Origin of the sequence: Burkholderia sp. BCC1985 (assembly GCF_905339915.1) — a bacterium.
Taxonomy (GTDB): domain Bacteria; phylum Pseudomonadota; class Gammaproteobacteria; order Burkholderiales; family Burkholderiaceae; genus Burkholderia.
On the sequence record NZ_CAJPGY010000017.1, the window covers coordinates 88,302 to 111,802 of the forward strand.

The window sequence follows — 23,501 nt, forward strand, 5'->3', positions numbered from 1 at the left end:
ATTAAGCAGCATTTAATCCGGGGACCGCGCTCATGCCTTGCCGCGCCACGGCGGCGCAGCGAGGAACTGCGTCGCGGCTTCGAGGAAAACCCGCTGCCGCGCGGAGCGGCCCGTGCGTGACGGCAGCAGCGCGGTCACGGGCGCGGGCGGCAGATGCCAGTCGGGCAGCAGCCTGACCAGCTTGCCGTTCGCCAGCAGCGGCGCGACGTCCCACTCGGAGCGCTCGACGATGCCGAGCCCGGCCAGTGCCCAATCGGTGATGACGGTGCCGTCGTTCGACGACAGCGCGCCCGTGACGCGAATCACCGCCGATCGTCTGGATTCCCCCTTGCCATCGCCGGCTTGCGAGAAGCGCCAGCGCGGCACGTCCTCGTCGTTCTCGCGCAGGCACAGGCAGTCGTAGCGCGCGAGGTCGGACGGATGGTCCAGTTGCTTGATGCGCCGCGCGTAACCGGGGCTCGCGCACAGGAAGCGCTCGTTGGGCGCGAGCGGATAGCCGATCCACGACGACGACTTCAGGCTGCCGACATGGATGACCACGTCGGCCCCCGACGCGCTGGTCAGCGGACTCTCCGACAGGTGCAGCGAGATTTCGAGCTTCGGATGCGCGCGTTGCACGTCGCGCACGATCCGCGCGACGTACTTGCGTCCGAAGCCGAACGGCGCGACGACGCGCAGCGTGCCCTGCACGTCACCGTGATCGCCCGCGATGTTGTTCGGCAGCGCGTCCACGCGCTCGAGAATCTCCACGGCTTCCCGATAAAGCCGCTGACCTTCGTCGGTCAACTCGATCCCTTTCGGTTGCCGCACGGCGAGCCGGACGTCCAGCCTCGCCTCCATCCGCTGCAGGCGGATCGTGACCGCGGGCGGGGTGAGGTCGAGCAGGCGCGCGGCGGATGCCAATGAACGCGACGCGCCGATCGCGCGCACGAGGCGAAGGTCGTCGAGGTCGAGCATTTCATGTCCTTTAATGCTGGCGTTGCCGGGCATTAAACATCACATTGCATCAAGCATGTAGCGCTACGCCGCCGCGGTCCCCATGCGGGGGGCATGCGTTTCACGTCGCGCGCCCGAATTCGCGCGATTTTCGGGTGGAGGCGGCACGCCGCCGCAAGCCGCGCTGACGCGCCGCAACATCGCGGCCGACGCCCGGCCGACCCCCGATAGCCGGCAGTCCGATGCAATCCGGCGCCGCGCAAAACCCGCGCGTCGTTGTGTTCTGTCCCCCAACTTCTGCCCGGTTCGCCCGCCACAGGGCAAAATACGGGTTTTCCGCACCCGAGAGGGCGCGTCCGAATCACGCGCCGGGCGGCGGCAGTGCGCAATCGCACGCCGCCGCCGGGCGCCCAGGCAAGCTGCTCGCCGTGTCGCGAGCCCACAGGAGTCCAGACCCCATGCCCGAATCCAACCTGTCCTTCTTCGGCCGGCTATCGCTGGCCGTCGGCACGTTCTTCTCCGTGATCGGCAACCGCGAGTTCGCGGCCGGCGTGCTGCGCGTGCGCGACGGCGCCCCGGCACCGGTCGCGCCGGCGCCGGTTGCGCCGGCCCCCGCGGCAGCCCCGGCGCCTGCGCCCGTGAAGGCGCCGGCCCCCGAGCTGCGCGAAGCGAGCCCGCAAGCCGCGCTGCAACTGCTCGGCCTGCTGCAGCGCGATGCGCGCTTCATCGACTTCGTCGAGGAAGACATCGCCGGCTATGCGGACGCCGACATCGGCGCCGCCGCACGCCTCGTGCACGACGGCTGCCGCGCCGCGCTGCGCGAGCATTTCACGATCGTGCCGGTGCGCGATGAAGCCGAAGGCAGCCGCGTGACGCTGCCGGCCGGCTTCGACGCGACGGCCGTGCGCGTGACGGGCAACGTGGTCGGCGCCGCGCCGTTCACGGGCACGGTCAGCCACCGCGGCTGGCGCGTGGCCGACGTGCGCCTGCCGAAGCTGACCGGCAGCCACGACGCCTCGGTGGTCGCACCGGCGGAGGTGGAACTGTGAACGATCCGCGCTATTCGATCGGTATCGACCTCGGTACGACCCACTGCGCGCTGTCGTACGTCGACAGCGCCGCGAGCGACGGCGAAACGATCGCGCAGCAGGTGCTGCCGATCGCGCAGCTGACCGCGCCCGGCGCGCTGGAGTCGCGCGACCTGCTGCCGTCGTTCCTCTATCTTCCGCATGAAAGCGAACTGACGCAGGGCGACCTGACGCTGCCGTGGACGGCCTCGCGCGCGTTCGCGGTCGGCGAGATGGCGCGCACGCGTGGCGCGGGCACGCCGATTCGCCTCGTGTCGAGCGCGAAGAGCTGGCTGTGCCACCCGGGCGTCGATCGCCGCGCGGCGATCCTGCCGAGCGATGCGCCGCCCGAAGTGGCGCGCGTGTCGCCGCTGGAAAGCTCGATCCGCTACCTGACGCACCTGCGCGAAGCGTGGGACCACGCGCATCCCGACGCGCCGTTCGCCGACCAGGACGTGACGGTCACGATCCCCGCGTCGTTCGACCCGGCCGCGCGCGAACTGACGGCGGAAGCCGCGCGTGCCGCCGGCTATTCGCGCATGACGCTGCTGGAAGAGCCGCAGGCAGCGCTCTACAGCTGGATCCAGAAGAGCGAAGGCGGCTGGCGCAAGCAGGTGCAGGTCGGCGACCTGATCCTGTGCGTGGACGTCGGCGGCGGCACGACCGACCTGTCGCTGATCGCGGTGGTCGAGCGCGACGGCAATCTCGAACTGCATCGCGTGGCGGTCGGCGAGCACATCCTGCTCGGTGGCGACAACATGGACCTCGCGCTCGCGCACGTGGTCGCACGCAAGCTCGCGCAGCAGGGCACGCAGCCCGATCCGTGGCAACTGCGCGCGCTGACCTACGCGTGCCGTTCGGCGAAGGAAACGCTGCTGTCCGACCCGACGACCGACGCGGTGCCGCTCGTCGTGCCGAGCCGCGGCTCGAAGCTGATCGGCGGCTCGATCCGCACGGAGCTGACGCGCGCCGAACTCACGCAGACGATCCTCGAAGGCTTCTTCCCGCAAGTCGATGCGGCGGCGCGCCCAGTGAGCCGCGCGCGCGTCGGCCTGACGCAGCTCGGCCTGCCGTATGCGCAGGACGCGGGCATCACGCGCCATCTCGCGGCGTTCCTCGGCCGCCAGGTCGCGGCGCTCGACGCGCTCGAAGGCGTGCAGCGCACGCTGCCGCAAGGCGCGACGTTCCTGCATCCGACCGCGGTGTTGTTCAACGGCGGCGTGTTCAAGTCGACGCTGCTCACGCAGCGCGTGCTCGATACGCTCAACGGCTGGCTCGCCGCCGAAGGCGCACCGGCCGCGCGCCTGCTCGAGGGCGCGGACCTCGATCTGGCGGTCGCGCGCGGCGCGGCTTATTACGGCTACGTGAAGCGCGGCCGCGGCGTGCGCATTCGCGGCGGCACGGCGCGTGCGTACTACGTCGCGATCGAGTCGGCGATGCCCGCGGTGCCGGGGCTGGAGCCGCCGGTGCAGGCGCTGTGCGTCGCGCCGTTCGGGATGGAGGAAGGCTCGGATGCGGCGTTGCCGCCGCAGGAGTTCGGCCTCGTCGTCGGCGAACCGGTGCAGTTCCGCTTCTTCGGGTCGTCGGTGCGGCGCCAGGACCAGGTCGGCACGCTGCTCGACTACTGGTCGCCTGAAGAGCTGCAGGAACTCGAGGAAATCCAGGCCACGCTGCCCGCCGAAGGGCGCACGGTCGGCGAGGTCGTGCCGGTGAAGCTGCATGCGCGCGTGACCGAAGCCGGCACGCTCGAGCTCGAGGCGATCCCGAGCGGCACGAACGAGCGCTGGAAGGTCGAGTTCGACGTGCGCGGCGCCGCCTGAGCGCGATGAAGCGCTATACGGTCGGCATCGACCTCGGCACGAGCAACACGGTCGTCGCGTACGTCGAGGCCGGCTCCGACGCGATCCGCGTGTTCGACGTCGAGCAGCTGGTCGGCCCCGGCGCGGTGGCGGCGCAGCCGCTGCTGCCGTCGGTGCGTTATCACCCGGCGGCGGGTGAACTGCCGCCGGACGCGCTGCGGTTGCCGTGGGCGGCCTCTAACGCAGGTGCGAAGGCTGATCCGAAGGCCAACGCGAATGCGGCCGGTGCACCGCCGGCCGTGATCGGCCGCTATGCGCGCACGCTCGGCGCGCAGGTGCCGGGGCGGCTCGTCACCAGCGCGAAGAGCTGGCTGTCGCACGCATCGGTCGACCGGCTTGCGGCGATCCTGCCGTGGGGCGCGGCCGACGGCGTCGACAAGGTGTCGCCGGTCGACGCGAGCGCGAGCTATCTCGCGCACGTGCGGGCCGCGTGGGATGCGCGTTTTCCCGATGCACCGCTCGCGAAGCAGGACGTCATTCTGACGGTGCCGGCGTCGTTCGACGACGGCGCCCGCGCGTTGACGGTCGAGGCGGCCAAACGCGCGAAACTGCCGGCGCTGCGCTTGCTGGAAGAACCGCAGGCCGCGTTCTACGACTGGTTGTACGGCCAGCGCGCGACGTTGCGCGACACCTTCGCCGCACCGCGCCGCGTGCTGATCTGCGACGTCGGCGGCGGCACGACCGACCTCACGCTGGTCGACGTCGCGCCGGGCGACGACGGCGAACCGGCCTTCACGCGCGTCGGCGTCGGCAATCACCTGATGCTCGGCGGCGACAACATGGACCTCGCGCTCGCGCGCCTGGTCGAGACGCGGCTGACCGAGCCCGGCACGCGGCTGTCGGCCGCGAGCCTGTCGCAGCTCGTCGAACGCTGCCGCGCGGCGAAGGAGCGGCTGCTCGGCGACGACGCGCCGGCCTCCGTCACCGTGACGCTGCTCGGCGCGGGCAGCAAGCTCGTCGGCGGCGCACGCTCGGCCGAGCTGACGCGTCAGGAAGTCGAGCAGATCGTCGTCGACGGCTTCTTTCCGCAGGTCGAGGCCGGCGAGCTGCCGCGCCGCGCGCGGGCCGCGATCGTCGAATTCGGCTTGCCGTATGCGAGCGACCCGGCCGTCACGCGCCACGTCGCCGCGTTCCTGAATCGTCACGCGGAAGGCCCGCTGCCCGACACGCTGCTGCTCAACGGCGGCGTGTTCCGCGCGGGGGCGCTGGCCGGCCGTCTCGCGCAGACGCTCGGCGCGTGGCGCGGCGCGCCGCTCGACGTGTTGCACAACGCGCATCCGGACGTGGCGGTCGCGCGCGGCGCGGTGGCCTATGGCCTGGCGCGGGCGGGGCATGCGCCGCGCATCGGCGGCGGTTCCGCGCGCAGTTATTTCCTCGTGCTCGACGATGGCGAGGGCGCCACGGCGGCGCGCGGCGTCTGCCTGCTGCCGCGCGGTGCCGAGGAAGGCCGCGAGATCCGGCTCGAGGAACGCACGTTCGCGCTGCAGCTCGGGCAGCCGGTGCGTTTCCACCTCGTGTCGACGGTCGCCGACACCGCGTACCAGCCGGGCGATCTGGTCGAGCTGGACGGCGGCGACTTCGTGCGGCTGCCGCCGATCGCGACGGTCGTCGACGCGAAGGCCGGTAGCGATGCGCGCGAAACGCCGGTGAAACTCACCGCGTCGCTGACCGAGGTCGGCACGCTCGAAATGCACTGCATCGCGACCGACGATGCAGCGCGCCGCTGGCGGCTCGAATTCCAGTTGCGCGGCGATGCGCCCGCGCAAGGCGACGATGCCGCGTTCGCGCGCCATCCGCGCGTCGATCACGCGATCGAGCTGATCGACCGCTCGTTCGGCAGCAAGGCCGCGGACGTCACGCCGAAGGACACGCGACGGTTGCGCGCGCAACTTGAACAGGTGCTCGGCCCGCGCGACGAGTGGGACGTCGCGCTCGCGCGCGAGCTGTTCGACGCGTTGCTTGCGCGCGCGCGTCGCCGGCGGCGCTCGGCCGATCACGAACGCGCGTGGCTGAACCTCGCCGGCTATTGCCTGCGCCCGGGCTTCGGCCATCCGCTCGATGCGTGGCGCATCGAGCAGCTGTGGCCGCTGTTCGACGACGGGATCCAGTACGTGAACGACGCGCAGGTGTGGTCCGAGTGGTGGACGTTGTGGCGGCGCGTGGCCGGCGGCCTCGACGACGACGCGCAGACGCAGGTGCGCGATGCGATCGCGTTCCTCGAACCGTCCGACGACAAGCGCCGCAAGCTGCCGTTCGACCCGGCCAAGGTCGGCCCGGCCGACATGACGCGCCTGTCCGCATCGCTCGAACGATTGCCGGTCGAGCGCAAGGTGGAACTGGCCGAGCGGTTGATCGTGCAATTGCAGAAGCCGGCCGAGCGCACGCTGTGCGCATGGGCGCTCGGGCGCATCGGTGCGCGCCGGCCGTTCTACGGCAGCGCGCACAGTGTCGTGCCGGCCGACGTCGCGAACCGCTGGCTCGACGCGCTGTTCGCGCTGGACTGGAAGCAGGTCGAACCCGCGGCGTTCGCGGTCGCGCAAATCGCGCGGATGACGGGCGACCGCGAACGCGATTTGCCGGATGAAACGCGCGAGGCCGTGATCAAGCGCCTGTCTTCCGCGAATGTGTCGGCCGCGTGGATCGACATGGTGCGCGAGGCGCTTGCGTTCGACGAAGCCGACACCGCACGTGTGTTCGGCGAAACGCTGCCGGCCGGGTTGAAGCTGCTGGCGGGGTGAGCCGCGCGGCGGGCTCCGGTATCGTTCGGATGCCGGAGCATTCTGCGGCGTTGACGATGCGGGCCGACGCTCGCCGATTCAATCCCCTTCGAACAAACAGTGGCTTCCGTTGCATCGCATCGGCAGCCATTTGCGCTTTGTGAGCCTGCCGGTCAGATTTGCGGCGTCGTCTCGCGTGGCACTGCGGCCGATTCCACGGCGATCGCATCCGGCGCGGTTGCCCGCCGCGCGAGATGAATCCCCGCGAGCATGCAGCGCACCGAGCCGCCGGCCAGCTCGATCGTCGGCACGTCGAGCGGCAGCAGCCGCGCGGAGCGTTCGATCGTCGCGCGCTGGCCGCCGGTGAGGCAGTCGAACGCGCGCCGCGACAGCGCGAGCACGCGCCCGTCCTTGCCCGACAGCTCCAGCGTATTGCCCGCGAAGTTCGCGATCTGCGCATGATCGAGCGCGATCACGGTGCGGCCCGTTTCGGTCAGGCGTTGAGCGATTTCGTCGCGGCGCTGGCGCTCGGCGATCAGGTCGAGGCCGATCATCGCGAACTCGGTGGCGACGCTCATCATCACGTTCGTATGATAGATCGGGTTGCCGTTCGCATCGGCCGTATCGAAGCAGATCGGCTCGAAGTTGAAGTGCGTGCAGAAACGCTCGAGCGCGACCGGATCGGCGCGGCGCGAACGCGCGGTGTACGCGATTCGGGCGACGTGGTCGAGCACCATCGCGCCGGTGCCTTCCAGGAACACGTCGTCGTATTCGAGCCCCGAGTAGTCGATCACGTCCTGCACGCGGTATTCCGCTTTCAGCATCTCGACGATGTCCGCGCGTCGCTCGCGGCGGCGGTTCGGGCTATGCATCGGAAACAGCGCGATATGCCCGCCCGGATGGGTCGAGAACCAGTTGTTCGGGAACACGGAGTCGGGCGTGTCGCGCTCGCCGTGATCGTCGAACACGTGCACGCGCACGCCTGCATCGGCGAGTGCGCGCGCGGCGGCCGTGACTTCGTCGCGCGCGGCGGCCGACACCGACAGCGTGTCGTGCGCGCCGCCGACGGCCGTGCGCTGGAACGCGTTGTCGGCCGCGGTCTGCGGATTCGGCAGGAAGCGGTGCGGCCGGATCATCACGACGGCGGCCGGCGCCTGGATCGATACGAGATTCATGAACGTTTGAAGAGACAGGCGGAGAATCGGGCGGCGCGCACGCCGCCCGGGATGACGATCAGCGTGCGAACGCGGCGACGGCTTCGGTCACGAATGCCGCGTGACCCTGCGCGATCGCGGCCGGATCGTCGATCAGCGCGAACAGGTTCTTCGGATCGACGGCCGGCGGAATCAGCGCGATCTCGACGCCCGCGTTGTGCTGCTGCGCGAGCGCATACAGGTAGCGCAGCGCCGAGTAGTCCTCGAGCGCGAAGCCGACCGAGTCGAACACCGTGACTTCGTCCGCGCGCTCGCGGCCGGTCGTCTCGCCCTGCAGCACGCGCCACAGTTCGGTCACCGGGAAGTCGGCCGGCATCTGCTGGATCTCGCCCTCGATGCGCGACTGCGGCTCGAATTCGACGAACACGCGGCCCGCCTGCAGCACGCCCGCGTCGAGCTCGGTCTTGCCCGGGCAATCGCCGCCGACCGCGTTCAGGTGCATGCCGGGCTCGATCATGTCGGCCGTGACGATCGTCGCATACGCCTTGTCGGCGGTGACGGTCGTCACGATGTCGGCGCCACGCACGGCGTCGGCGGTCGACGCGGCGCGCACGACGCGCAATTCAGGGTAAGCGGCGAGGTTCTTCACGAGCTTGTCGGTCGCGAGCGGATCGACGTCGAACACGCGGATCTCGTCGATGCCGAGCAGCGTATGGAATGCGATCGCCTGGAATTCGCTCTGCGCGCCGTTGCCGATCAGCGCCATCGTGCGCGCGTCGGGGCGCGCGAGCGCCTGCGCGGCCAGCACCGACGTCGCGGCGGTGCGCAACGCGGTGGTCAGCGTGAGTTCGGCGAGCAGCAGCGGGTAGCCGGTGTCGACTTCGGCGAGCGCGCCGAACGCCATCACGGTGTGCATCCCGCGCGCGGCGTTGACGGGGTGGCCGTTCACGTACTTGAACGCGAACAGCGACGCGTTCGCGACGGGCATCAGCTCGATCACGCCGTCGCGCGAGTGGCAGGCGACGCGCGGCGACTTGTCGAAGTCGGCCCAGTGCAGGTAATCGGCGCGCAGCGTGTCGACGAGCGCGCGCAGGAACGGCGTGACGCCGGTCTGGGCGATCAGTCGGGCGGTGGCGGGAACGTCGAGGAAGCGGGTCATCGGTCTGTCTCCATTTTGTTGCCCGGACGGGTGTCCAGGCGTTCTGGTCGACCGGGGCGGGCGTGTCGGCCCGGGCCCCGGCTCCATCAAAAGCGGCGTCGCGGCCCATGCGGCCGGTCGATGGAGTCATTATTTCCGTGAGTCGAGCCAACAAAAAGACGGCAAAAATGGCAGATTTCTCGATAGACTTGGCAGATTGCTGGCCGGATATGGCAGTTTGTTCAAATCATGCTGGTCGAAATGCGTGCCGTCCGGCACGCTGGCGGCCGTGTCACGTTCAACAGGAAGGTCCGTTCATGATTACGCTCGACGACGTCGACCGGCAGCTCATCGCGCTGCTGCGCGACAACGCGCGGATGCCCGTCGTCGCCCTTGCGAAGGCGTTGCGCGTCGCGCGCGCGACCGTGCAGAACCGGCTGACGCGGCTGGAGAAGAACGGCGTGATCGTCGGCTATACGGTGCGGCTCAAGCCGGCCGCCGAGCGGCACCGGATCCGCGCGCTGATGTCGATCGCGGTGCAGGGCAATCGCGGCGCGGAAGTGGTGAAGGTGCTGCGCGGGCATCCGAACGTCGCGTCGATCCACAGTACCAACGGGCGCTGGGATCTGGTCGCCGAGCTGCACGCCGATTCGCTCGAGCATTTCGATCGCGTGCTCGGCGCGATCCGGTTGATCGACGGGATCGCGAATACGGAGACGAGCATTCTGTTGTCGACGCACAAGGCATAACGCGCGGCAGCGCGCGTCGGCCGATGTGCTCGCCCGCGCCGGCGCGGCGGCGTGTCAGTCGCCCGCTGCGGGTTCGGGAAACACCGGTTCGCCCAGCGTCAGCATCAGCCGGTTCGCCCACGCGAAGATCGCGACGGCGTGCGACAGGTCGAGAATTTCTTCGTGGGTGAGCCCTTCGGCTTCGAGCGCGGCGATGTCGCGCTCGTCCACCGTGTCGGGCCGTTCGGTCAGCGCGACCGCATAGCGGATGATCGCGCGTTCGCGCGCGGTCGTGCCGGCTGTCGACGGATCGTCGAACACCTGGTCGATCGCATCGGTGCGTTTCGCGAGCTGCGCGAAGCGTTGCGCGTGCACCGATGCGCAATACACGCAGCCGTTCACGCGCGACACGGCCGTGCTTGCCAGCTCGCGTTCCGCGCGTGACAGTCCGCCGGGACCATACATGATCGCGTTGAACACGCCGGAACGCTGCCGCAGGATGTCGGGCAGGTGGACGAGCAGCAGGTAGTAGTCCGACGTTTTCGCTTGCGGATGGCTCGCTTCGAGCACCGCGAGCTGGTCGGCCGTGGCGCGCTCGAGCGGCACCGTGTCGAGCCATGCACGCCAGCCGAGCGTGGCGGACGTGAAACCGTGCGTGGCCATCGTCATGCGGCCTCCCGGGCGGCACGCGCCTGCAATGCTTGCGCCGCTGCCGCGACACGCAGCTGATACGAGACGAAGGCGACGAGCTGCGACAGCGCGACGATCGCGGGTGTCGTGAACCCGGCCGACTTCAGTGCGTCGAGATCGGACGGGCGTGCGTCGGCGGGCGAGCGCGTCAGGCGCCGCGCATGCGCGAGGAGCGCGCCGAGGCGCGTGGGCAGTGCGTCGAACGCATCGGCGTCCGCGCGGGCGATGTCGTCGGGCGTGCCGCCTGCATCGATCAGTCGTGTTCGGTAGACCGCGGCCAGCGCGTGCGCATTCGAGCGCTGCGCGACATAGCGTGCCGCATGCAATCGTTCGATTAACGAAAGATCGGGCAGCGCGGTGTCGAACAGCGCGGCTTCGCTGAGCCGCGTATGGAGCAGCACCTTGTCGCGTGCGCGACGCAGCGTGGCCACGGCATCGCCTTCGCGCAGGCCGGCGACGGCGTCGATCGTATCCGGCGCGGCGGCCGGCGGGATGGGTTCGGTCATCGTGATGGATTCCAGTCGTCGTGAGTAGCGTGGATCGCGGCGGCGCTCATGCGTCGGCGTCGCGCCATTCGTCGCCCTGCAGCTCCGCGGTCGCGAACGCGACGAGCGCGTCGTAGTGGCGGTCGCGATCGGCGTCGAACAGCCGGCTCGCGATGCCGCGCGCGAGCCGCCCGGCGCCCGCGCTGATCGCGGGGATGTCGCCCGACAGCTTGCCGTGGCTCAGGCTCGCCGCATGGTTGAAGCAATGGATGCGCGTGACGGCCGGGCAGGCGCCGCGCTCGCGTTCCTGGAACGCGAACGCGGGGCCGAGGTCGGGCGACTCGGCGAGCTCGTCGAGCCATGTGCCCGGTTCCGGTTGATAGCGATCCTTCCAGCGCCGCACATGCGGCCCGAACGACGCGAATTCCGCGCGTGTCGTCCAGTCGGAATGAAAGCCCGTCGCGAAGATCAGGAAGTCGACCGTGTAGCGGCCGCGCGGCGTGACGACGTCGAGGCCGTCCGCGTGTTCGACCAGCGTTTCGATCGGGCTGGCTGCATGGAAGTGTGCGTGAGCATGCCGCGACACGCGCAGCACGCTGTCGCGCGGCGGCGGTGTCTGCGACGTCAGCGCGTAGTGCATGAAGCGCCACTTCGTCGCATCGTCGAGATCGGCGTAACCGTGCACGAGACCCGGGCTGCCGATGCCCGTCAGCTTGTTGATGCGCGGAATGTCCGCGCGACGGAAGAACAGGTCGACGCGCGCGGCGCCCGCTTCGAGCGCGGTGCCCGCATTGTCGAACGCGGACGCGCCCGCGCCGACCACGCCGACGCGCTTGCCGGCGAGCGAAGCGAAATCGATCGGATCGGACGAATGGGCCCAACGCGAGCGCGGCGCGCGTTGGGCGACGGGCGGCACGTACGGGCCGCCGAGCCCGTCGCGGCCGGTCGCCAGCACGGCGTGTCGCGCGAGCACGGTCTGCGCGTGGCCGTTCGCGCGCAGGTCGAGCGCGAGCAGGCCGTCGTCGCGCGGACGCAGTGCCACGAGCGCGGTGTCGTTGCGCACCGGCAGGTCGAGCACGCTGCGATACCAGCGCAGGTATTCCATCCATTGCGTGCGCGGAATCTTGTAGAGCGCATCCCACGCGTCGCGGCCGTATCGTGCTTCGAACCACGCGCGGAACGTCAGCGCGGGCAGGCCGAGCGCGGGGCCGGTGAGCTGCTTCGGCGAGCGCAGCGTCTCCATCCGCGCGAACGTGATCCACGGGCCTTCGTAGCCGGCCGGTGCGCGGTCGATCACGCACTGGTTGTCGATGCCGAGCAGGCGCAGTTCGGCGGATGCCGCGAGCCCCGCCATTCCGCCGCCGACGATCGCGACGTCGAGCACGCGCGTGCCGTCGACGTCGCGCGGCGGCACCCACGACGGCGCGGGCAGGTCGAGCCAGCGCAGGTCCTGGGCGAGGCGGGCTTCGAGTGCGTCGAGCGTGTCGGGTGCGTCGGGTGTGTCGGGCGTCGCCGTCATGCGGCCTCCGGGCGGGTACCGCGTGTGCGTGCGGTTCGTGTGGCGCGCGTCGCGCGAGGCGGGCGATCGATGCGCAACCGGTCGCCTCGCAGCAGCGCGTCGTGCACGGATGCATCGTGAAAGGTCACGTCGTCGAGCAGCGCTTGCGTCGTGTGCTGCAGCGCGTCGAGCAGCGCCTCGACGGCGGCCGTGCGCGTCTTGCCGGCGGGCGTCGCGACACCGAATGCGAACGGGATGTCGACATCGAGCGGTCGTGCGACGACGCCGTCCACCGGCAGTGCCACGCCGGTCGCCGGGTCGACGATGCCGATCCCGACGCCCGCGCGCGCGGCCATCACCGCGTTCAGCGATGCATTGGTTTCGATGAACACGTGCGCGTCGACGCGTGCGGCCGCGAATGCCGCATCGATCCGCTGGCGCAGCCGGTGCCGGTTCGCGACCGTCACGATGCGGCGGCCCGCGAGATCGCGCAGCGCGATGCGCGGCTTGCCCGCGAGCGGATCGTCGGCCGGCAGCACGGCGACGCAGGGCGTTTGCGCGATCCAGTGCACGTCGAGCCCCGCATGCGCCATCGGCAGCGTGACGACGCCGATATCGGCCGTGCCTGCCAGCACTTCGTGCACGACGTGTTCGGCCGACTCGCTGCGCAACTGGTAGTGCGGCGCGTGCGCGCCGTCGGGCAGTGCGGCGAGCGCGGCCGGCACGAGCGTGGCCGCGAGTGAAGGCGTGGCCGCGATGCGCACGGGTTCGGCGGTTTCTTCGCCGAGTGCGCGCGCCCGCGCTTCGATCGCGCGCAGGCCGACGAGCGAGCGTTCGACTTCCTCGTAGAGCAGGAATGCACGGCGCGTCGGCGTGACGCGCGGGCCGTGCCGGTCGAACAGCGCATAGCCGAGATCGGCTTCGAGCTCCTGGATCTGTCGCGTGACGGCCGGCTGCGAGCGGCCGAGCAGTTCGCCCGCGCCGGTCACGCTGCCGGCCGACATGACCGCGGAAAAGGCTTCGAGTTGATGCAACTCCATGACGCGTTCCGATGATGCGATTTGCGCATTGTAGGAGTGCGAGCATGCACGATTCATATAATGATTTTTGCTATCGACAGTGCCAAACATGCGAAGCGCACGCGCGCCGGGACGACGTGCCGTGCATGCATGCGCGTCGGCCGGCAGCGATGCTCAACGGCAAACGTCAATCGAATCAATGCGCTGCAGCGCATGCCGATGCGTCGCGCGGGACGCGCCGTGCAGGAGACCGTGGCAGTGATGTTGCGCTTCGCGCCGCGCACGATATCGATATGCGCAAAACTTCGTTGGAACGCCCTGAACCGGATGGTTACATGCCCTCACTCTTTTCGACTGACTGAAGCTGGGGGGACGCATGAACGTTTCGGGGAACGACGCACGCGGCGCATGGCGGCGCGTGCTGGGCACGGTGGCGGCACTGGCTGCCGCATGGGGCTTGTCGACGGGCGGCGCGCTCGCGGCGGGCGTGTCCGGCGAGCCGGTGGTGATCGGCGTGAGCGGGCCGCTCACCGGGCAGGACGCGCAATACGGCGAACAATGGAAGCGTGGCTTCGATCTCGCGCTCGACGAGATCAACGGCGGCGGCGGCATCCACGGCCGGCCGCTCGCGGTCGACTTCCAGGACAGCCGCAGCGATCCGCGTCAGGCGGTGGCGATCGCGCAGAAATTCGTCGCGGACCCTCGCGTCGTGATCGAGCTCGGCGACTTTTCCAGCGCGACGTCGATGGCCGCGTCGCCGATCTACCAGCGCGGGCAGCTGATCCAGTTCGGCTTCACGAACTCCCATCCGGATTTCACGAAGGGCGGCGACTACCTGTGGAGCACCGCGCTGAGCCAGGCCGAGGAGCAGCCGCTGCTCGCGCGCTACGCGGTGAAGGAACTCGGCTTCAAGCGGATCGCGGTGCTGTACCTGAACACCGACTGGGGCCGCACCAGCAAGGACATCTTCGCGAAGGCGGTGACGGGGCTCGGCGCGCAGGTCGTCGCGGCCGAAGGCTACCAGCCGGCGGAGAAGGATTTCCGCTCGACGCTCGTGCGGATCGGTGCGTCGAAGCCCGATTCCATCGTGCTGATTTCCTACTACGCGGACGGCGCGCAGATCGTGCGGCAGGCGCGTACGTCGGGGCTCACGCTGCCGATCGCGGCGGTCGGCTCCGTGTATTCGCCGAAGTTCCTCGAACTCGGCGGCACGGCCGTCGAAGGCGTCTATACGGAATCGAACTTCTTCCCGGCCGAACCGCGCCCGGAGGTGCAGGCGTTCGTGCAGCGCTATCGCGCGAAATTCCATGCCGATCCCGATTCGTTCGTCGCGCGTGCATACGATGCGCTGATCCTGTCGGCCGAGGTGCTGCGCCGCTACGGCGTGACGCGCCAGGCCGCGCACGACGGCTTCGAGAAAGTGAGCGACGTGCCGAGCGTGATCTTCGGCAAGGTGCGTTTCGATCCGCAGACGCGCCGCGTCGCGGGCGCACGCACCGTGTATCTCGTCGTGAAGCAGGGGCAGTGGGCGCTGTGGGACGGCGCGAAGCCGCAGCTCGCGGCGCGCTGACCCCGACCCGGAACCGCATGCAAATGACGGACGCATCGTGATGGCTTCCTGGCTCGACTACACGCTCAACGGCCTCATCGTCGGCAACATCTACGCGCTGCTCGCGGTGGGGCTCGCGCTGATCTTCGGCGTGTCGCACCTGATCAACTTCGCGCACGGCTCGGTCTACATGGTCGGCGCCTTCATCGGCTGGCTGTGCCTGACGCGCTTCGGCTTGCCGCTGCCGGCCGCGCTCGCGGCGGTCGTCGTCGGCTGCGGCGCGCTCGGCATCGCGATCGAGCGGGTCGGGCTGCGGCCGTTGCGCCACGCCGCGCGCATCGCGCCGCTGCTCGCGACGATCGGCATCAGCTTCATCCTCGACCAGCTCGCGCAACTCGCGTTCGGCGCGGACCCGCGTGCGGTGCCGACGCCGCTGCCCGACTGGCACCTGCGGATCGCCGGCGCGACGCTCGGTGCGCTCGACCTGCTGATCGCCGGCATCGGCCTCGCGGCGGCCGCGCTGCTGTACGGCTTCCTGCGCTTCACGCGGCTCGGCTGGGCTGTGCGCGCGACCGCGCAGGATCGCGATGCGGCGCTGCAGATGGGCGTCGACGTCGATCGCGTGAACCAGACGGTGTTCGCGATCGCGTGCGCGCTCGGCGGTGTCAGCGGGCTGCTGGTCGGCATGTACTACAACAGCATCGATCCGGCGATGGGCTTCCAGGCGACGCTGAAGGGCGTGGTCGCGCTGCTGATCGGCGGGCTCGGCAACGTGCCCGGCGCGATCGCCGGCAGCCTGCTGCTCGGTCTCGTCGAAAGCTACGGCGTCGCGCTGTTCGGCACCAGCTATCGCGACCTGTTCGCGTTCGGACTGCTGATCGTGTTCCTCGTGTGGCGGCCGAATGGCCTGTTCAGCGGGAAGCGCGCGCTGCCGCCGGAGCCGATGACGGGCACCTTCCTCGCAGCCGCGAAAGCCGTGCGCGTGCCACGCCCGGTGCTCGTCGTGCTGATCGTGGCGGCGGCCGTGCTGCCGTGGCTCGGTGCATCGCCTTATGTGCTGCAGACGCTGACCAACGCGTGGCTGTACGGGCTGCTCGCGCTGAGCCTCACGCTCGTCGCGGGCACGGTCGGGCAGATCTCGCTCGGCCACGCCGCGCTGCTCGTGATCGGTGCGTATGCGTCGGCGCTGCTGTCGTCGGATCTCGGCTGGTCGCCGGCCGTGACGATTCCGTGCGCGGGCGCGATCACCGCCGTGTTCGGCACGCTGCTCGTCTATCCGGCGTTCCGGCTGCGCGGGCACTATGTATCGATCGCGACACTCGGGATCGGCGAAGTGGTGAGCCTCGTGATCCTGAACTGGGACGGCCTCACGCGCGGCCCGCTCGGCATCACCGGCATCGCGCCGCTGCCGTGGGCGACGACCGCGCGCGCCGCGTACTGGTTCACGCTCGCGGTGCTCGTCGCGTTCGCGCTCGTGCAGGTGCGGCTGCTGCGCTCGCATCTCGGCCGCACGCTGCGCGCGGTGCGCGAGGACGACGTCGCCGCGCGCGCGCACGGCATCGCGCCGAACCGCTACAAGGCGATCGCGTTCGCGGTCGGCGGCGTCGCGGCCGGCGTGAGCGGCGGCATCGCCGCGCACCTGTACAGCTACATCAATCACCAGACCTTCGATTCGCAGGTGTCGATCCTCGCGCTGACGATGGTGATCCTCGGCGGGCTCGGCAACGTGCTCGGCGGCGTCGTCGGCGCGATCGCGCTGATCGGGCTGCCCGAGCTGTTCCGCTGGGCGGCCGACTACCGGATGCTGATCTACGGCCTCGTGCTGCTGCTGCTCGTCCGGTTCCGGCCGCAGGGCCTGCTCGGCACGGTATGAGGAGGAATGCGATGACCACCACTCGCCCCTTGCTCGACGTACGGGGTTTGACGCGCCGCTTCGACGGCGTGACCGCGCTCGACGCGGCAAGCCTGACGCTCGCCGACGGCGAGCTGCTGAGCGTGATCGGCCCGAACGGCGCGGGCAAGTCGACGCTGTTCAACCTGATCGCGGGCGCGGACCGCCCCGATGCCGGCCGCGTGACGTTCGACGGCCGCGACATCACCGGCACGCCGCCGGAACGGCTCGCGGCGCTCGGCATCGCGCGCACGTTCCAGCACGGCCGCGTGTTCGGCAACCTGAGCGTGCTCGACAACGTGCTGATCGGCGCGCACGCGCGGTTGCGCGCGGCGCGGCCGGGCTGGCCGGCGCTCGGCGCGGCGGCCGAGGTGTGGCGCGCGCTCGTGCGGCCCGCGTCGGTGCGGCGCGAAGAAGCGGCGCTGCGCGACGAGGCGCGCGACATCATCGCCGGGTTCGGCGAGCGGCTCACGCCGCGCATCGATCATCCGGCGCACAGCCTGTCGTATGCGAACCGGCGGCGTGTGGAGATCGGCCGCGCGCTCGCGCTGCATCCGCGCCTGCTGCTGCTCGACGAGCCGACCGCCGGGATGAACGAGACCGAGACCGCCGAGATGCTGCAACTGATCCAGTCGCTGAAGACGCGCGGCCTGACGATCCTGCTGATCGAGCACAAGCTCGAACTCGTGATGCGCGTGTCCGACCGCGTGATGGTGCTCGACAACGGCGTGAAGATCGCCGAAGGCGCGCCACGCGACGTGCGGCACGATCCGCGCGTGATCGAGGCTTATCTCGGTCGCCGCCATGCAGGCGGCACGACGGCCGAGCGCACCGTGCAGGCGGCCGCATGAGCGCACCTTCTTCCGGACCCGACACGACCATGACCGACGCGCTGCTGAAACTCGAACACCTCGACACGTTCTACGGCCCGGTGCAGGTGCATTTCGACGTGAACGTCGAAGTCGGCCGCGGGCAGATCGTCAGCCTGCTCGGCGGCAACGCGAGCGGCAAGTCCACGACGATGAAGCTGATTCTCGGGCTGATGCGGCCGCGTCGCGGCGTCGTGCGTTTCGACGGCGACGACGTGACCGCGCTCGCGACGCCGCAGCGCGTGCGGCGCGGGATCGCGGCCGTGCCCGAGGCGCGGCGGCTGTTCGGCGACATGAGCGTGCGCGAGAACCTGCTGATGGGCGCCTATACGCGCGGCGATCGTACGGCGGTGGCCGACGACTACGCGCGCGTGCTCGAACTGTTTCCGCGCGTGCGCGAGCGGCTCGCGCAGCGCGCGGGCACGCTGTCGGGCGGCGAGCAGCAGATGCTCGCGATGGCGCGCGCGCTGATGGCGCGGCCGAAGCTGATCTGCATGGACGAGCCGACGATGGGGTTGTCGCCGCTCTACGTCGACAAGGTGCTGGAACTGATCGACACGATCAACCGGCAGGGCGTGACGGTGTTCATGGTCGAGCAGAACGCGAGCCTCGCGCTGGAGATCGCGCATTACGGATACGTGCTGCAGACGGGGCGCGTCGTGCTCGAAGGGCCCGCGAAAACGCTGCTCGACGACGAACGCGTGCGCGATGCGTATCTCGGCGGGGAGGCGGTCGCGGCGTAGTCGACGGAAGGGGCGCCGCGTCCCGCCGATTCATGCGTGACCGGCGTGCGCCGTTGCCGGCCGCGGAAACGTCAGCACTACCGCGAACCCGCCCGCATCGGGAAACGCGAACCCGACGCGCCCGCCGTGCGCCTTCATCACTTCCTGCACGATCGCGAGCCCGAGCCCCGACCCGGTGCGGCGTTCGCTGCCGTCCGGCGCGATCCGCACGAACGGCTGCAATGCCGCGTCCCAATGCTCGCGCGGAATGCCGCGCCCGTTGTCGGTGACGGTCAGCGTCACCGCCCGATCCGCGTTGCCCGCGGTGGCGACCGACACGACGATATCGTCCGCATGCCCGTGCAGCAGCGCGTTGTGCAGCACGTTCGACAATGCCTCCTGCAGACTGATCGCATCGCCGTCGATCCACGCATGCGGCGCGTCGCTCGCGAACGCGACGGCCACGTCGCGCGCGTCCGCGAGCGGAATCGTGCGGCCGAGCACGTCCTTCGCGAGCGCGACGAGATCGACGGGCTGCAGCGGCACCACCTCGGTGCGATGAATCACCATCGCATGATTGAGCAACTGCCCGGTGAGACGCCCGACATCCGAGCAGGTCGCGCGCAACGCATCGAGCCGCGCCGCATGACGCGCGGGATCGGCTTCGCCGTCGAGCAGTTCGATCTGCGCGTCGAGCCGCGCGAGCGGCGTGCGCATCTGGTGCGCGGCGTCGGCGATGAAACGCTGCATCGCGTTGATCCGCTCGGCGAGCCGCCGCATAAGCCCGTTGATCGACCCGATGATCGCGTCGATCTCGCTCGGCGTGTCGACGGCCACCGGCCGCAGGTCGGCCGGGTCGCGCGCGGCGATGATCGTGCCGATCTGCGCGAGCGGGCGCAGCCCGCGCCGGATCGCGAGGCCGCTCGCGCCGATCGCGAGCACGCTCATCAGCAGGATCAGCGTCCACACCTTGATGCTCATGTCGTTCGTCAGCTGCTGCCGCGCATTGGTTGTCTGCGCAACCGTCACGAGCGCCCAGCCCGGCGTGCTTTCCTCCGGCATGTAGCGCGCGATGGTCGCGGTGCGGATCCGGTGCCCCTGGTAGACGGCGTTCGCGAACGACGGGCCCTGTTTCGCGGCCGCGAGCGTCGCGGGGCTCGCGAGATCGTTGTAGCCGGCCACGACGACGCCGCGCGAATCGACCACCTTGTAGTAGACGAGGTCGTAGCGCGACAGCGTCGACAGCGCGGCGACGGGCGGGTTCAGCGCGAGCACGCCGCCTTGCACGTACAGGTTCTCCGCGACCTGGATCGACGCGCCGGCGAGCAGCTGGTCGTACGCGCGCTCGGCCGCGACGCCCGCGTAATAGCGCGCGATCGCGGCCAGCGCGAGCGCGCCGGTCGCGACCACGAGCGCGATGAACAGCAGCGTGCGCCCGAACAGCGTCTTCGGGAACCAGTCAGTGCGCGGCAATCTGATACCCCATCCCGCGTGCGGTGCGAATCTCGACCGAGCTGCCCTGAAGCTTCCTGCGCACGCGCGTCACGTATTGCTCGACCGCGTTCGCGGTCGGCTCGTTGCCGAAGCTGAACAGCTGGTTCAGCAGTTCGTCCTTCGAGAAGATCCGCTGCGGACGGCTCGCGAGGATCTCCAGCAGCGCGAATTCCTGGCGCGACAGCGACAGCGGCCGGCCGTCGAGTTCGGCAAGCCGGCTGCTGCGGTCGATCACGAGGCCGCCGAGCGTCAGCACGTCGTTCGCATGGCCGCTGTTGCGGCGCAGCAGCGCCTGGACGCGCGCATCGAGCTCGCGGTAGTCGAACGGCTTCACGAGATAGTCGTCGGCGCCGAGGCCGAGGCCGCTCACGCGGTCGTCGATCGCCGAGCGCGCGGTGACGAGCAGCACCGGCGTCGTGCTGCCCGACGCGCGCAGGTTGCGCAGCACCGCGAAGCCGTCGAGGCCGGGCAGGTTCGCATCGAGCACGACGAGGTCGAAGCGCTCGACGCGCAGCAGGCCGTTCGCGGTCGAGCCGTCGGTTTCGAGATCGACGGCATGCCCGAGCCGCGCGAGGCGGCTGCGGATCGCCGCGCCGATTTCGGCATCGTCCTCCACGACGAGAATGCGCATGGTGCCGTTTGCAGGGTGAGGGGTTAGGGGTTTTCCCGGGGGCGGGATGTCAGTATTTTCTCAGACTCGCTCGATAACCTGTGTTCAGCCGGAGCAAGCGACGACGGCATTAATACCAGAGGAGACGGCAACATGCAGCATGTCACGGGCACGACGAAGGCACGGCCGGATGCACGGCGTAGCCTGACGCCGGCTGCCGCGTTGCCGCTGGTCGCGCGCCGCATGGAGGCATGCGCATGAAGACGTCGCCGCGCCGCCGCGCGTTGCTCGCCGCCGGCCTCGGCATGCTTGCCGCACCGTCGCTGGTGCGCGCGAAGCCACGCACGGTGCGGATCTCGAAAGGCTATGGCGTGTTGTACCTGCCGCTGCTCGTGATGGAGAAGCAGCGCCTGTTCGAGCGGCATGCGGCGCGGCACGGCCTGCGCGACGTCGCGGTCGACTGGGTGCTGCTCGACGGCGGCAATTCCGTCAACGACGCGATGATGGCCGGCACGCTCGATTTCGCGGGTGCCGGCGCGCCGGGCTTCATCGAGCTGTGGGCGCGGGCGCGCGGGATTCCGAACGTCGAGGTGATCGGCATCAGCGGATTGTCCACGACCTCGCTGTCGCTCAATGCAAACCGTCCGGGCCTGACGTCGCTGCGCGACTTCACGCCGTCCGACCGGATCGCGGTGCCGGGCATCCGCACGTCGCTGTCGGCGGTCGTGCTGCAGATGGTCGCGAGCCGGCAGCTCGGCGCGCGGCATTTCGCGCAGCTCGACTCGATCACCGTGAACCTCCCGCATCCGCAGGCGATGCAGGCGCTGATCCGCCGCGAGAACGGCGTCACGGCGCACTTCACGTCGCCGCCGTTCTCGACCCTCGAATTGCGGCAGCCGGGCATTCATCGCGTCGTGAATTCGGTCGACGTGCTCGGCCCGCTGACGCTCGACGTCGTGTTCGCGCCGAAGCGGCTCGTCGATACGGAGCCCGCGCTGGCCGCGGCGTTTCTCGGCGCGCTCGACGAAGCGAACCGCCTGATCGCGCAGGACCCGCGCGCGGCGGCCGCGCTGTATGCGGCGTCGTCGGGCGTCGCCGTGTCGCACGACGATGTGATGCAGATGCTCGCCGCGCCTGACACGCGTTTCTCGGTGCGGCCGAACCAGCTGATGGACTACGTCGAATTCCTGTATCTCGCCGGCACGATCAAGGCGAAGCCGCGCGCGTGGCACGAGATGTTCGCGCCGATGCTCGACGACTACCGGACCGGCTGACGACGGCGGTCATTCGTTTCCGGATCCCGATTTCCTCGAACCCAACCGCGCCCGCGCATGCATCGCGCGCGGCGCCGATTCAACCGACAAGCAACCGCTTCACGGAGGAGCCCGCAGTGAATGCCACCGAAACCCTGGACCCCGCGTCCGCCGAAGAGCAGCGCATCATGTCGAAGATGGCGCGGCGCCTGATGCCCATCCTCGTCGTGATGTTCCTGATCGCGTTCATCGACCGGCAGAACGTCGGCTTCGCGAAACTGCAGATGGTGCACAGCCTCGGGATGACCGAGGCCGCGTTCGGTCTCGCGTCGTCGCTGTTCTTCATCGGCTACCTGCTGTTCGAGGTGCCGAGCACGCTCGCGCTGCATCGCTACGGCGCACGCGTGTGGCTCGCGCGGATCATGCTGACGTGGGGCCTCATCACCGTGCTGATGGGCTTCACGACATCGATGCCCGCGTTCTGTTCGCTGCGCTTCCTGCTCGGGATCGCCGAGGCCGGCTTCTATCCGGGCGTGATCTATTACCTGACGCTGTGGTTCCCGCAGAGCTATCGCGCGAAGGTGCTCGGTATCTTCACGCTCGGCAGCGCGCTCGCGAACATGCTCGGCTCGCTGGTCGGCGGCGTGCTGCTGAGCCTGAACGGCGTGTGGGGGCTCGCGGGCTGGCAGTGGGTGTTCGTGGCGACGGGCATCCCGGCCGTGATCGTCGCGATCGTCGTGTTCCGCGTGCTGCCGGCGTCGTTCCGCGAGGCGCCGTTCCTCGACGAACGCGAGAAGCAGATCGTCGCGGCCGCGCTGGAGCGCGAGAAGCCGGCGCAGGCCGAGCATGCGCAGCCATGGAAGGCGCTGCTCGATCCGCGCGTGATGCTGTTCGCGGCGACCTACATGCTGATGTCGACGTCGCTGTACGGCGTCACGTACTGGCTGCCGACGCTCGTGAAATCGTTCGGTGTGTCGAGCAGTACGAACGGTTTGCTGAGCATGCTGCCGTGGGCGCTCGCGGTGGTGCTGCTGGTGTGGCTGCCGTCGAAGCTGCGCCGCGCGAAGAGCATCCTGCGCACGATCGCGATCGTCGCGGCGCTCGGCGCGCTCGGCTTCCTGCTGAGCCTCGTGCTGCCGCCGACGCCGCTGCGCTTCGTGGCGCTCGTGCTCGGCGGGGCGTGCATCCCGCTGCTGTATCCGTGCTTCTGGTCGATGCCGCCGCGTTATTTCACCGGCGCGCGTGCGGCGGCGAGCGTCGCGGCGATCAACTCGATCGGCAACCTCGGCGGCTTCTTCAGCCAGAACCTGATGCCGTTCGCGGGCAAGGTGACGGGCACGGCGTTCGGGCCGATGATCGTGCCGATCGTGTGCCTCGCGCTGCTCGGGATCGGCGCGCTCGTCGCGTGGACGCGCTCGGAGCGGGGGATGGTGGCGGCGCGGGTGTGATGGGCGGCGGCGGCCGGGGGCTGCGGTATCGCGCAGTCCCTGCTGCCGATTGGGCCGATGTGCTACCGTGCATGCGTTCTGCATGCATGGAGAGCGAAATGAAAACGACGGCGATGTCCGTGCTTCGAGTCGATCGCAAGTTGCTGGAGGCAGCGGAAAGCGTGTTGGAGGAAAACGAGACGCTGTCCGCGTTCGTCGAATCGACGCTGCGCGCTGCCGTCGCACGCCGACGAACGCAGCGCGAGTTTGTCGCGCGAGGCCTGGCGTCGGCCGATGAGGCGCGGCGTACCGGTGAATACGTCGATGCCGCAGAAGTCCAGACCCAACCTGTGACGATGCTGAAAGCCGCACGTGTAGCGTTGGCAACTGATTAG

At 69.8% G+C, this 23,501-nt stretch carries 20 protein-coding genes; 11 read left to right on the forward strand and 9 right to left on the reverse strand.

The genetic code is table 11. The features are described from left to right. Positions 1 to 30: 30 nt before the first annotated feature. Positions 31 to 957 (reverse strand): LysR family transcriptional regulator, encoded by a 927-nt coding sequence (locus U4Z31_RS19270; RefSeq protein ID WP_321811089.1) that lies wholly within the window; start codon positions 955 to 957, stop codon positions 31 to 33. Between the two features lie 437 nt (positions 958 to 1,394). Between U4Z31_RS19270 and U4Z31_RS19275 the strand changes: the two genes are divergently transcribed. From U4Z31_RS19275 to U4Z31_RS19285, 3 genes are read left to right on the forward strand one after another with little or no spacing between them, the layout of a single operon-like run. Then, the gene (locus U4Z31_RS19275) at positions 1,395 to 1,985 is read left to right on the forward strand and encodes a DUF2760 domain-containing protein (RefSeq protein WP_124521975.1); all 591 of its coding nucleotides are present in this window, start codon (positions 1,395 to 1,397) and stop codon (positions 1,983 to 1,985) included. Beyond that, on the forward strand, positions 1,982 to 3,823 hold the full coding sequence (locus U4Z31_RS19280) for an Hsp70 family protein (RefSeq protein WP_321811090.1): 1,842 nt from the start codon (positions 1,982 to 1,984) through the stop codon (positions 3,821 to 3,823). Before U4Z31_RS19275 ends, U4Z31_RS19280 begins: the two co-directional genes overlap by 4 nt. Before the next feature lie 5 nt (positions 3,824 to 3,828). Then, positions 3,829 to 6,600 carry an Hsp70 family protein gene (locus U4Z31_RS19285; RefSeq protein WP_321811091.1) on the forward strand — a complete coding sequence of 924 codons (2,772 nt, stop codon included), beginning with the start codon at positions 3,829 to 3,831 and terminating at the stop codon, positions 6,598 to 6,600. Between the two features lie 152 nt (positions 6,601 to 6,752). Here the strand turns inward: U4Z31_RS19285 and ctlX are convergent, their stop codons facing one another. Further along, complete coding sequence (gene ctlX / locus U4Z31_RS19290; RefSeq protein WP_321811092.1) at positions 6,753 to 7,754, reverse strand: citrulline utilization hydrolase CtlX; 1,002 nt, start codon at positions 7,752 to 7,754, stop codon at positions 6,753 to 6,755. A 58-nt stretch (positions 7,755 to 7,812) separates the two neighbouring features. Next, entirely contained in the window at positions 7,813 to 8,892 is a 1,080-nt protein-coding gene (locus U4Z31_RS19295) for an ornithine cyclodeaminase (RefSeq protein ID WP_044845387.1), read from the reverse strand. A gap of 296 nt (positions 8,893 to 9,188) precedes the next feature. On the opposite strand from U4Z31_RS19295, the gene U4Z31_RS19300 reads away from it, so the two are divergent. Next, positions 9,189 to 9,620, forward strand: a complete 432-nt coding sequence (locus tag U4Z31_RS19300) for an Lrp/AsnC family transcriptional regulator (protein ID WP_044845386.1) — start codon at positions 9,189 to 9,191, stop codon at positions 9,618 to 9,620. Between the two features lie 54 nt (positions 9,621 to 9,674). On the opposite strand, the gene U4Z31_RS19305 is transcribed toward U4Z31_RS19300, so the two are convergent. From U4Z31_RS19305 to U4Z31_RS19320, 4 genes are read right to left on the reverse strand one after another with little or no spacing between them, the layout of a single operon-like run. Next, entirely contained in the window at positions 9,675 to 10,268 is a 594-nt protein-coding gene (locus tag U4Z31_RS19305; RefSeq protein ID WP_321811093.1) for a peroxidase-related enzyme, read from the reverse strand. Continuing rightward, the gene (locus tag U4Z31_RS19310; protein WP_321811094.1) at positions 10,265 to 10,795 is read right to left on the reverse strand and encodes a hypothetical protein; all 531 of its coding nucleotides are present in this window, start codon (positions 10,793 to 10,795) and stop codon (positions 10,265 to 10,267) included. The genes U4Z31_RS19305 and U4Z31_RS19310 overlap by 4 nt, the downstream gene beginning before the upstream one ends. A gap of 46 nt (positions 10,796 to 10,841) precedes the next feature. Next, complete coding sequence (locus U4Z31_RS19315) at positions 10,842 to 12,293, reverse strand: NAD(P)/FAD-dependent oxidoreductase (protein WP_321811095.1); 1,452 nt, start codon at positions 12,291 to 12,293, stop codon at positions 10,842 to 10,844. Further along, positions 12,290 to 13,312 (reverse strand): LysR family transcriptional regulator, encoded by a 1,023-nt coding sequence (locus U4Z31_RS19320; RefSeq protein WP_321811096.1) that lies wholly within the window; start codon positions 13,310 to 13,312, stop codon positions 12,290 to 12,292. The genes U4Z31_RS19315 and U4Z31_RS19320 overlap by 4 nt, the downstream gene beginning before the upstream one ends. Before the next feature lie 355 nt (positions 13,313 to 13,667). Between U4Z31_RS19320 and U4Z31_RS19325 the strand changes: the two genes are divergently transcribed. From U4Z31_RS19325 to U4Z31_RS19340, 4 genes are read left to right on the forward strand one after another with little or no spacing between them, the layout of a single operon-like run. After that, positions 13,668 to 14,861 (forward strand): ABC transporter substrate-binding protein, encoded by a 1,194-nt coding sequence (locus tag U4Z31_RS19325; RefSeq protein WP_321811097.1) that lies wholly within the window; start codon positions 13,668 to 13,670, stop codon positions 14,859 to 14,861. Between the two features lie 40 nt (positions 14,862 to 14,901). After that, the gene (locus U4Z31_RS19330; protein ID WP_321811098.1) at positions 14,902 to 16,713 is read left to right on the forward strand and encodes an ABC transporter permease; all 1,812 of its coding nucleotides are present in this window, start codon (positions 14,902 to 14,904) and stop codon (positions 16,711 to 16,713) included. An 11-nt stretch (positions 16,714 to 16,724) separates the two neighbouring features. Beyond that, complete coding sequence (locus U4Z31_RS19335; protein WP_044845380.1) at positions 16,725 to 17,582, forward strand: ABC transporter ATP-binding protein; 858 nt, start codon at positions 16,725 to 16,727, stop codon at positions 17,580 to 17,582. Continuing rightward, a complete protein-coding gene (locus tag U4Z31_RS19340) occupies positions 17,579 to 18,343 on the forward strand; it encodes an ABC transporter ATP-binding protein (protein ID WP_044845379.1) in 765 nt (254 codons plus the stop codon). The genes U4Z31_RS19335 and U4Z31_RS19340 overlap by 4 nt, the downstream gene beginning before the upstream one ends. A gap of 30 nt (positions 18,344 to 18,373) precedes the next feature. Here the strand turns inward: U4Z31_RS19340 and U4Z31_RS19345 are convergent, their stop codons facing one another. Both U4Z31_RS19345 and U4Z31_RS19350 read right to left on the reverse strand, forming a co-directional pair. Further along, complete coding sequence (locus U4Z31_RS19345; protein WP_321796496.1) at positions 18,374 to 19,795, reverse strand: sensor histidine kinase; 1,422 nt, start codon at positions 19,793 to 19,795, stop codon at positions 18,374 to 18,376. Further along, a complete protein-coding gene (locus U4Z31_RS19350; RefSeq protein WP_044845377.1) occupies positions 19,782 to 20,447 on the reverse strand; it encodes a response regulator transcription factor in 666 nt (221 codons plus the stop codon). The genes U4Z31_RS19345 and U4Z31_RS19350 overlap by 14 nt, the downstream gene beginning before the upstream one ends. A 236-nt stretch (positions 20,448 to 20,683) precedes the next feature. Between U4Z31_RS19350 and U4Z31_RS19355 the strand changes: the two genes are divergently transcribed. The 3 genes from U4Z31_RS19355 to U4Z31_RS19365 all read left to right on the forward strand — a co-directional run bounded on the left by U4Z31_RS19355 (position 20,684) and on the right by U4Z31_RS19365 (position 23,501). Further along, a complete protein-coding gene (locus U4Z31_RS19355; protein WP_044845401.1) occupies positions 20,684 to 21,700 on the forward strand; it encodes an ABC transporter substrate-binding protein in 1,017 nt (338 codons plus the stop codon). Between the two features lie 116 nt (positions 21,701 to 21,816). Further along, the gene (locus U4Z31_RS19360; RefSeq protein ID WP_321811099.1) at positions 21,817 to 23,127 is read left to right on the forward strand and encodes an MFS transporter; all 1,311 of its coding nucleotides are present in this window, start codon (positions 21,817 to 21,819) and stop codon (positions 23,125 to 23,127) included. A gap of 98 nt (positions 23,128 to 23,225) precedes the next feature. After that, positions 23,226 to 23,501 carry a YlcI/YnfO family protein gene (locus U4Z31_RS19365; RefSeq protein WP_321811100.1) on the forward strand — a complete coding sequence of 92 codons (276 nt, stop codon included), beginning with the start codon at positions 23,226 to 23,228 and terminating at the stop codon, positions 23,499 to 23,501.

Coding starts and splice junctions, on each gene's coding strand:
- U4Z31_RS19270 (WP_321811089.1), bottom strand. CDS start 957: ATGCTCGACCTCGACGACCTTCGCCTCGTGCGCGCGATCGGCGCGTCG.
- U4Z31_RS19275 (WP_124521975.1), top strand. CDS start 1,395: ATGCCCGAATCCAACCTGTCCTTCTTCGGCCGGCTATCGCTGGCCGTC.
- U4Z31_RS19285 (WP_321811091.1), top strand. CDS start 3,829: ATGAAGCGCTATACGGTCGGCATCGACCTCGGCACGAGCAACACGGTC.
- ctlX (WP_321811092.1), bottom strand. CDS start 7,754: ATGAATCTCGTATCGATCCAGGCGCCGGCCGCCGTCGTGATGATCCGG.
- U4Z31_RS19295 (WP_044845387.1), bottom strand. CDS start 8,892: ATGACCCGCTTCCTCGACGTTCCCGCCACCGCCCGACTGATCGCCCAG.
- U4Z31_RS19300 (WP_044845386.1), top strand. CDS start 9,189: ATGATTACGCTCGACGACGTCGACCGGCAGCTCATCGCGCTGCTGCGC.
- U4Z31_RS19305 (WP_321811093.1), bottom strand. CDS start 10,268: ATGACGATGGCCACGCACGGTTTCACGTCCGCCACGCTCGGCTGGCGT.
- U4Z31_RS19310 (WP_321811094.1), bottom strand. CDS start 10,795: ATGACCGAACCCATCCCGCCGGCCGCCGCGCCGGATACGATCGACGCC.
- U4Z31_RS19315 (WP_321811095.1), bottom strand. CDS start 12,293: ATGACGGCGACGCCCGACACACCCGACGCACCCGACACGCTCGACGCA.
- U4Z31_RS19320 (WP_321811096.1), bottom strand. CDS start 13,312: ATGGAGTTGCATCAACTCGAAGCCTTTTCCGCGGTCATGTCGGCCGGC.
- U4Z31_RS19325 (WP_321811097.1), top strand. CDS start 13,668: ATGAACGTTTCGGGGAACGACGCACGCGGCGCATGGCGGCGCGTGCTG.
- U4Z31_RS19330 (WP_321811098.1), top strand. CDS start 14,902: ATGGCTTCCTGGCTCGACTACACGCTCAACGGCCTCATCGTCGGCAAC.
- U4Z31_RS19335 (WP_044845380.1), top strand. CDS start 16,725: ATGACCACCACTCGCCCCTTGCTCGACGTACGGGGTTTGACGCGCCGC.
- U4Z31_RS19340 (WP_044845379.1), top strand. CDS start 17,579: ATGAGCGCACCTTCTTCCGGACCCGACACGACCATGACCGACGCGCTG.
- U4Z31_RS19350 (WP_044845377.1), bottom strand. CDS start 20,447: ATGCGCATTCTCGTCGTGGAGGACGATGCCGAAATCGGCGCGGCGATC.
- U4Z31_RS19355 (WP_044845401.1), top strand. CDS start 20,684: ATGAAGACGTCGCCGCGCCGCCGCGCGTTGCTCGCCGCCGGCCTCGGC.
- U4Z31_RS19365 (WP_321811100.1), top strand. CDS start 23,226: ATGAAAACGACGGCGATGTCCGTGCTTCGAGTCGATCGCAAGTTGCTG.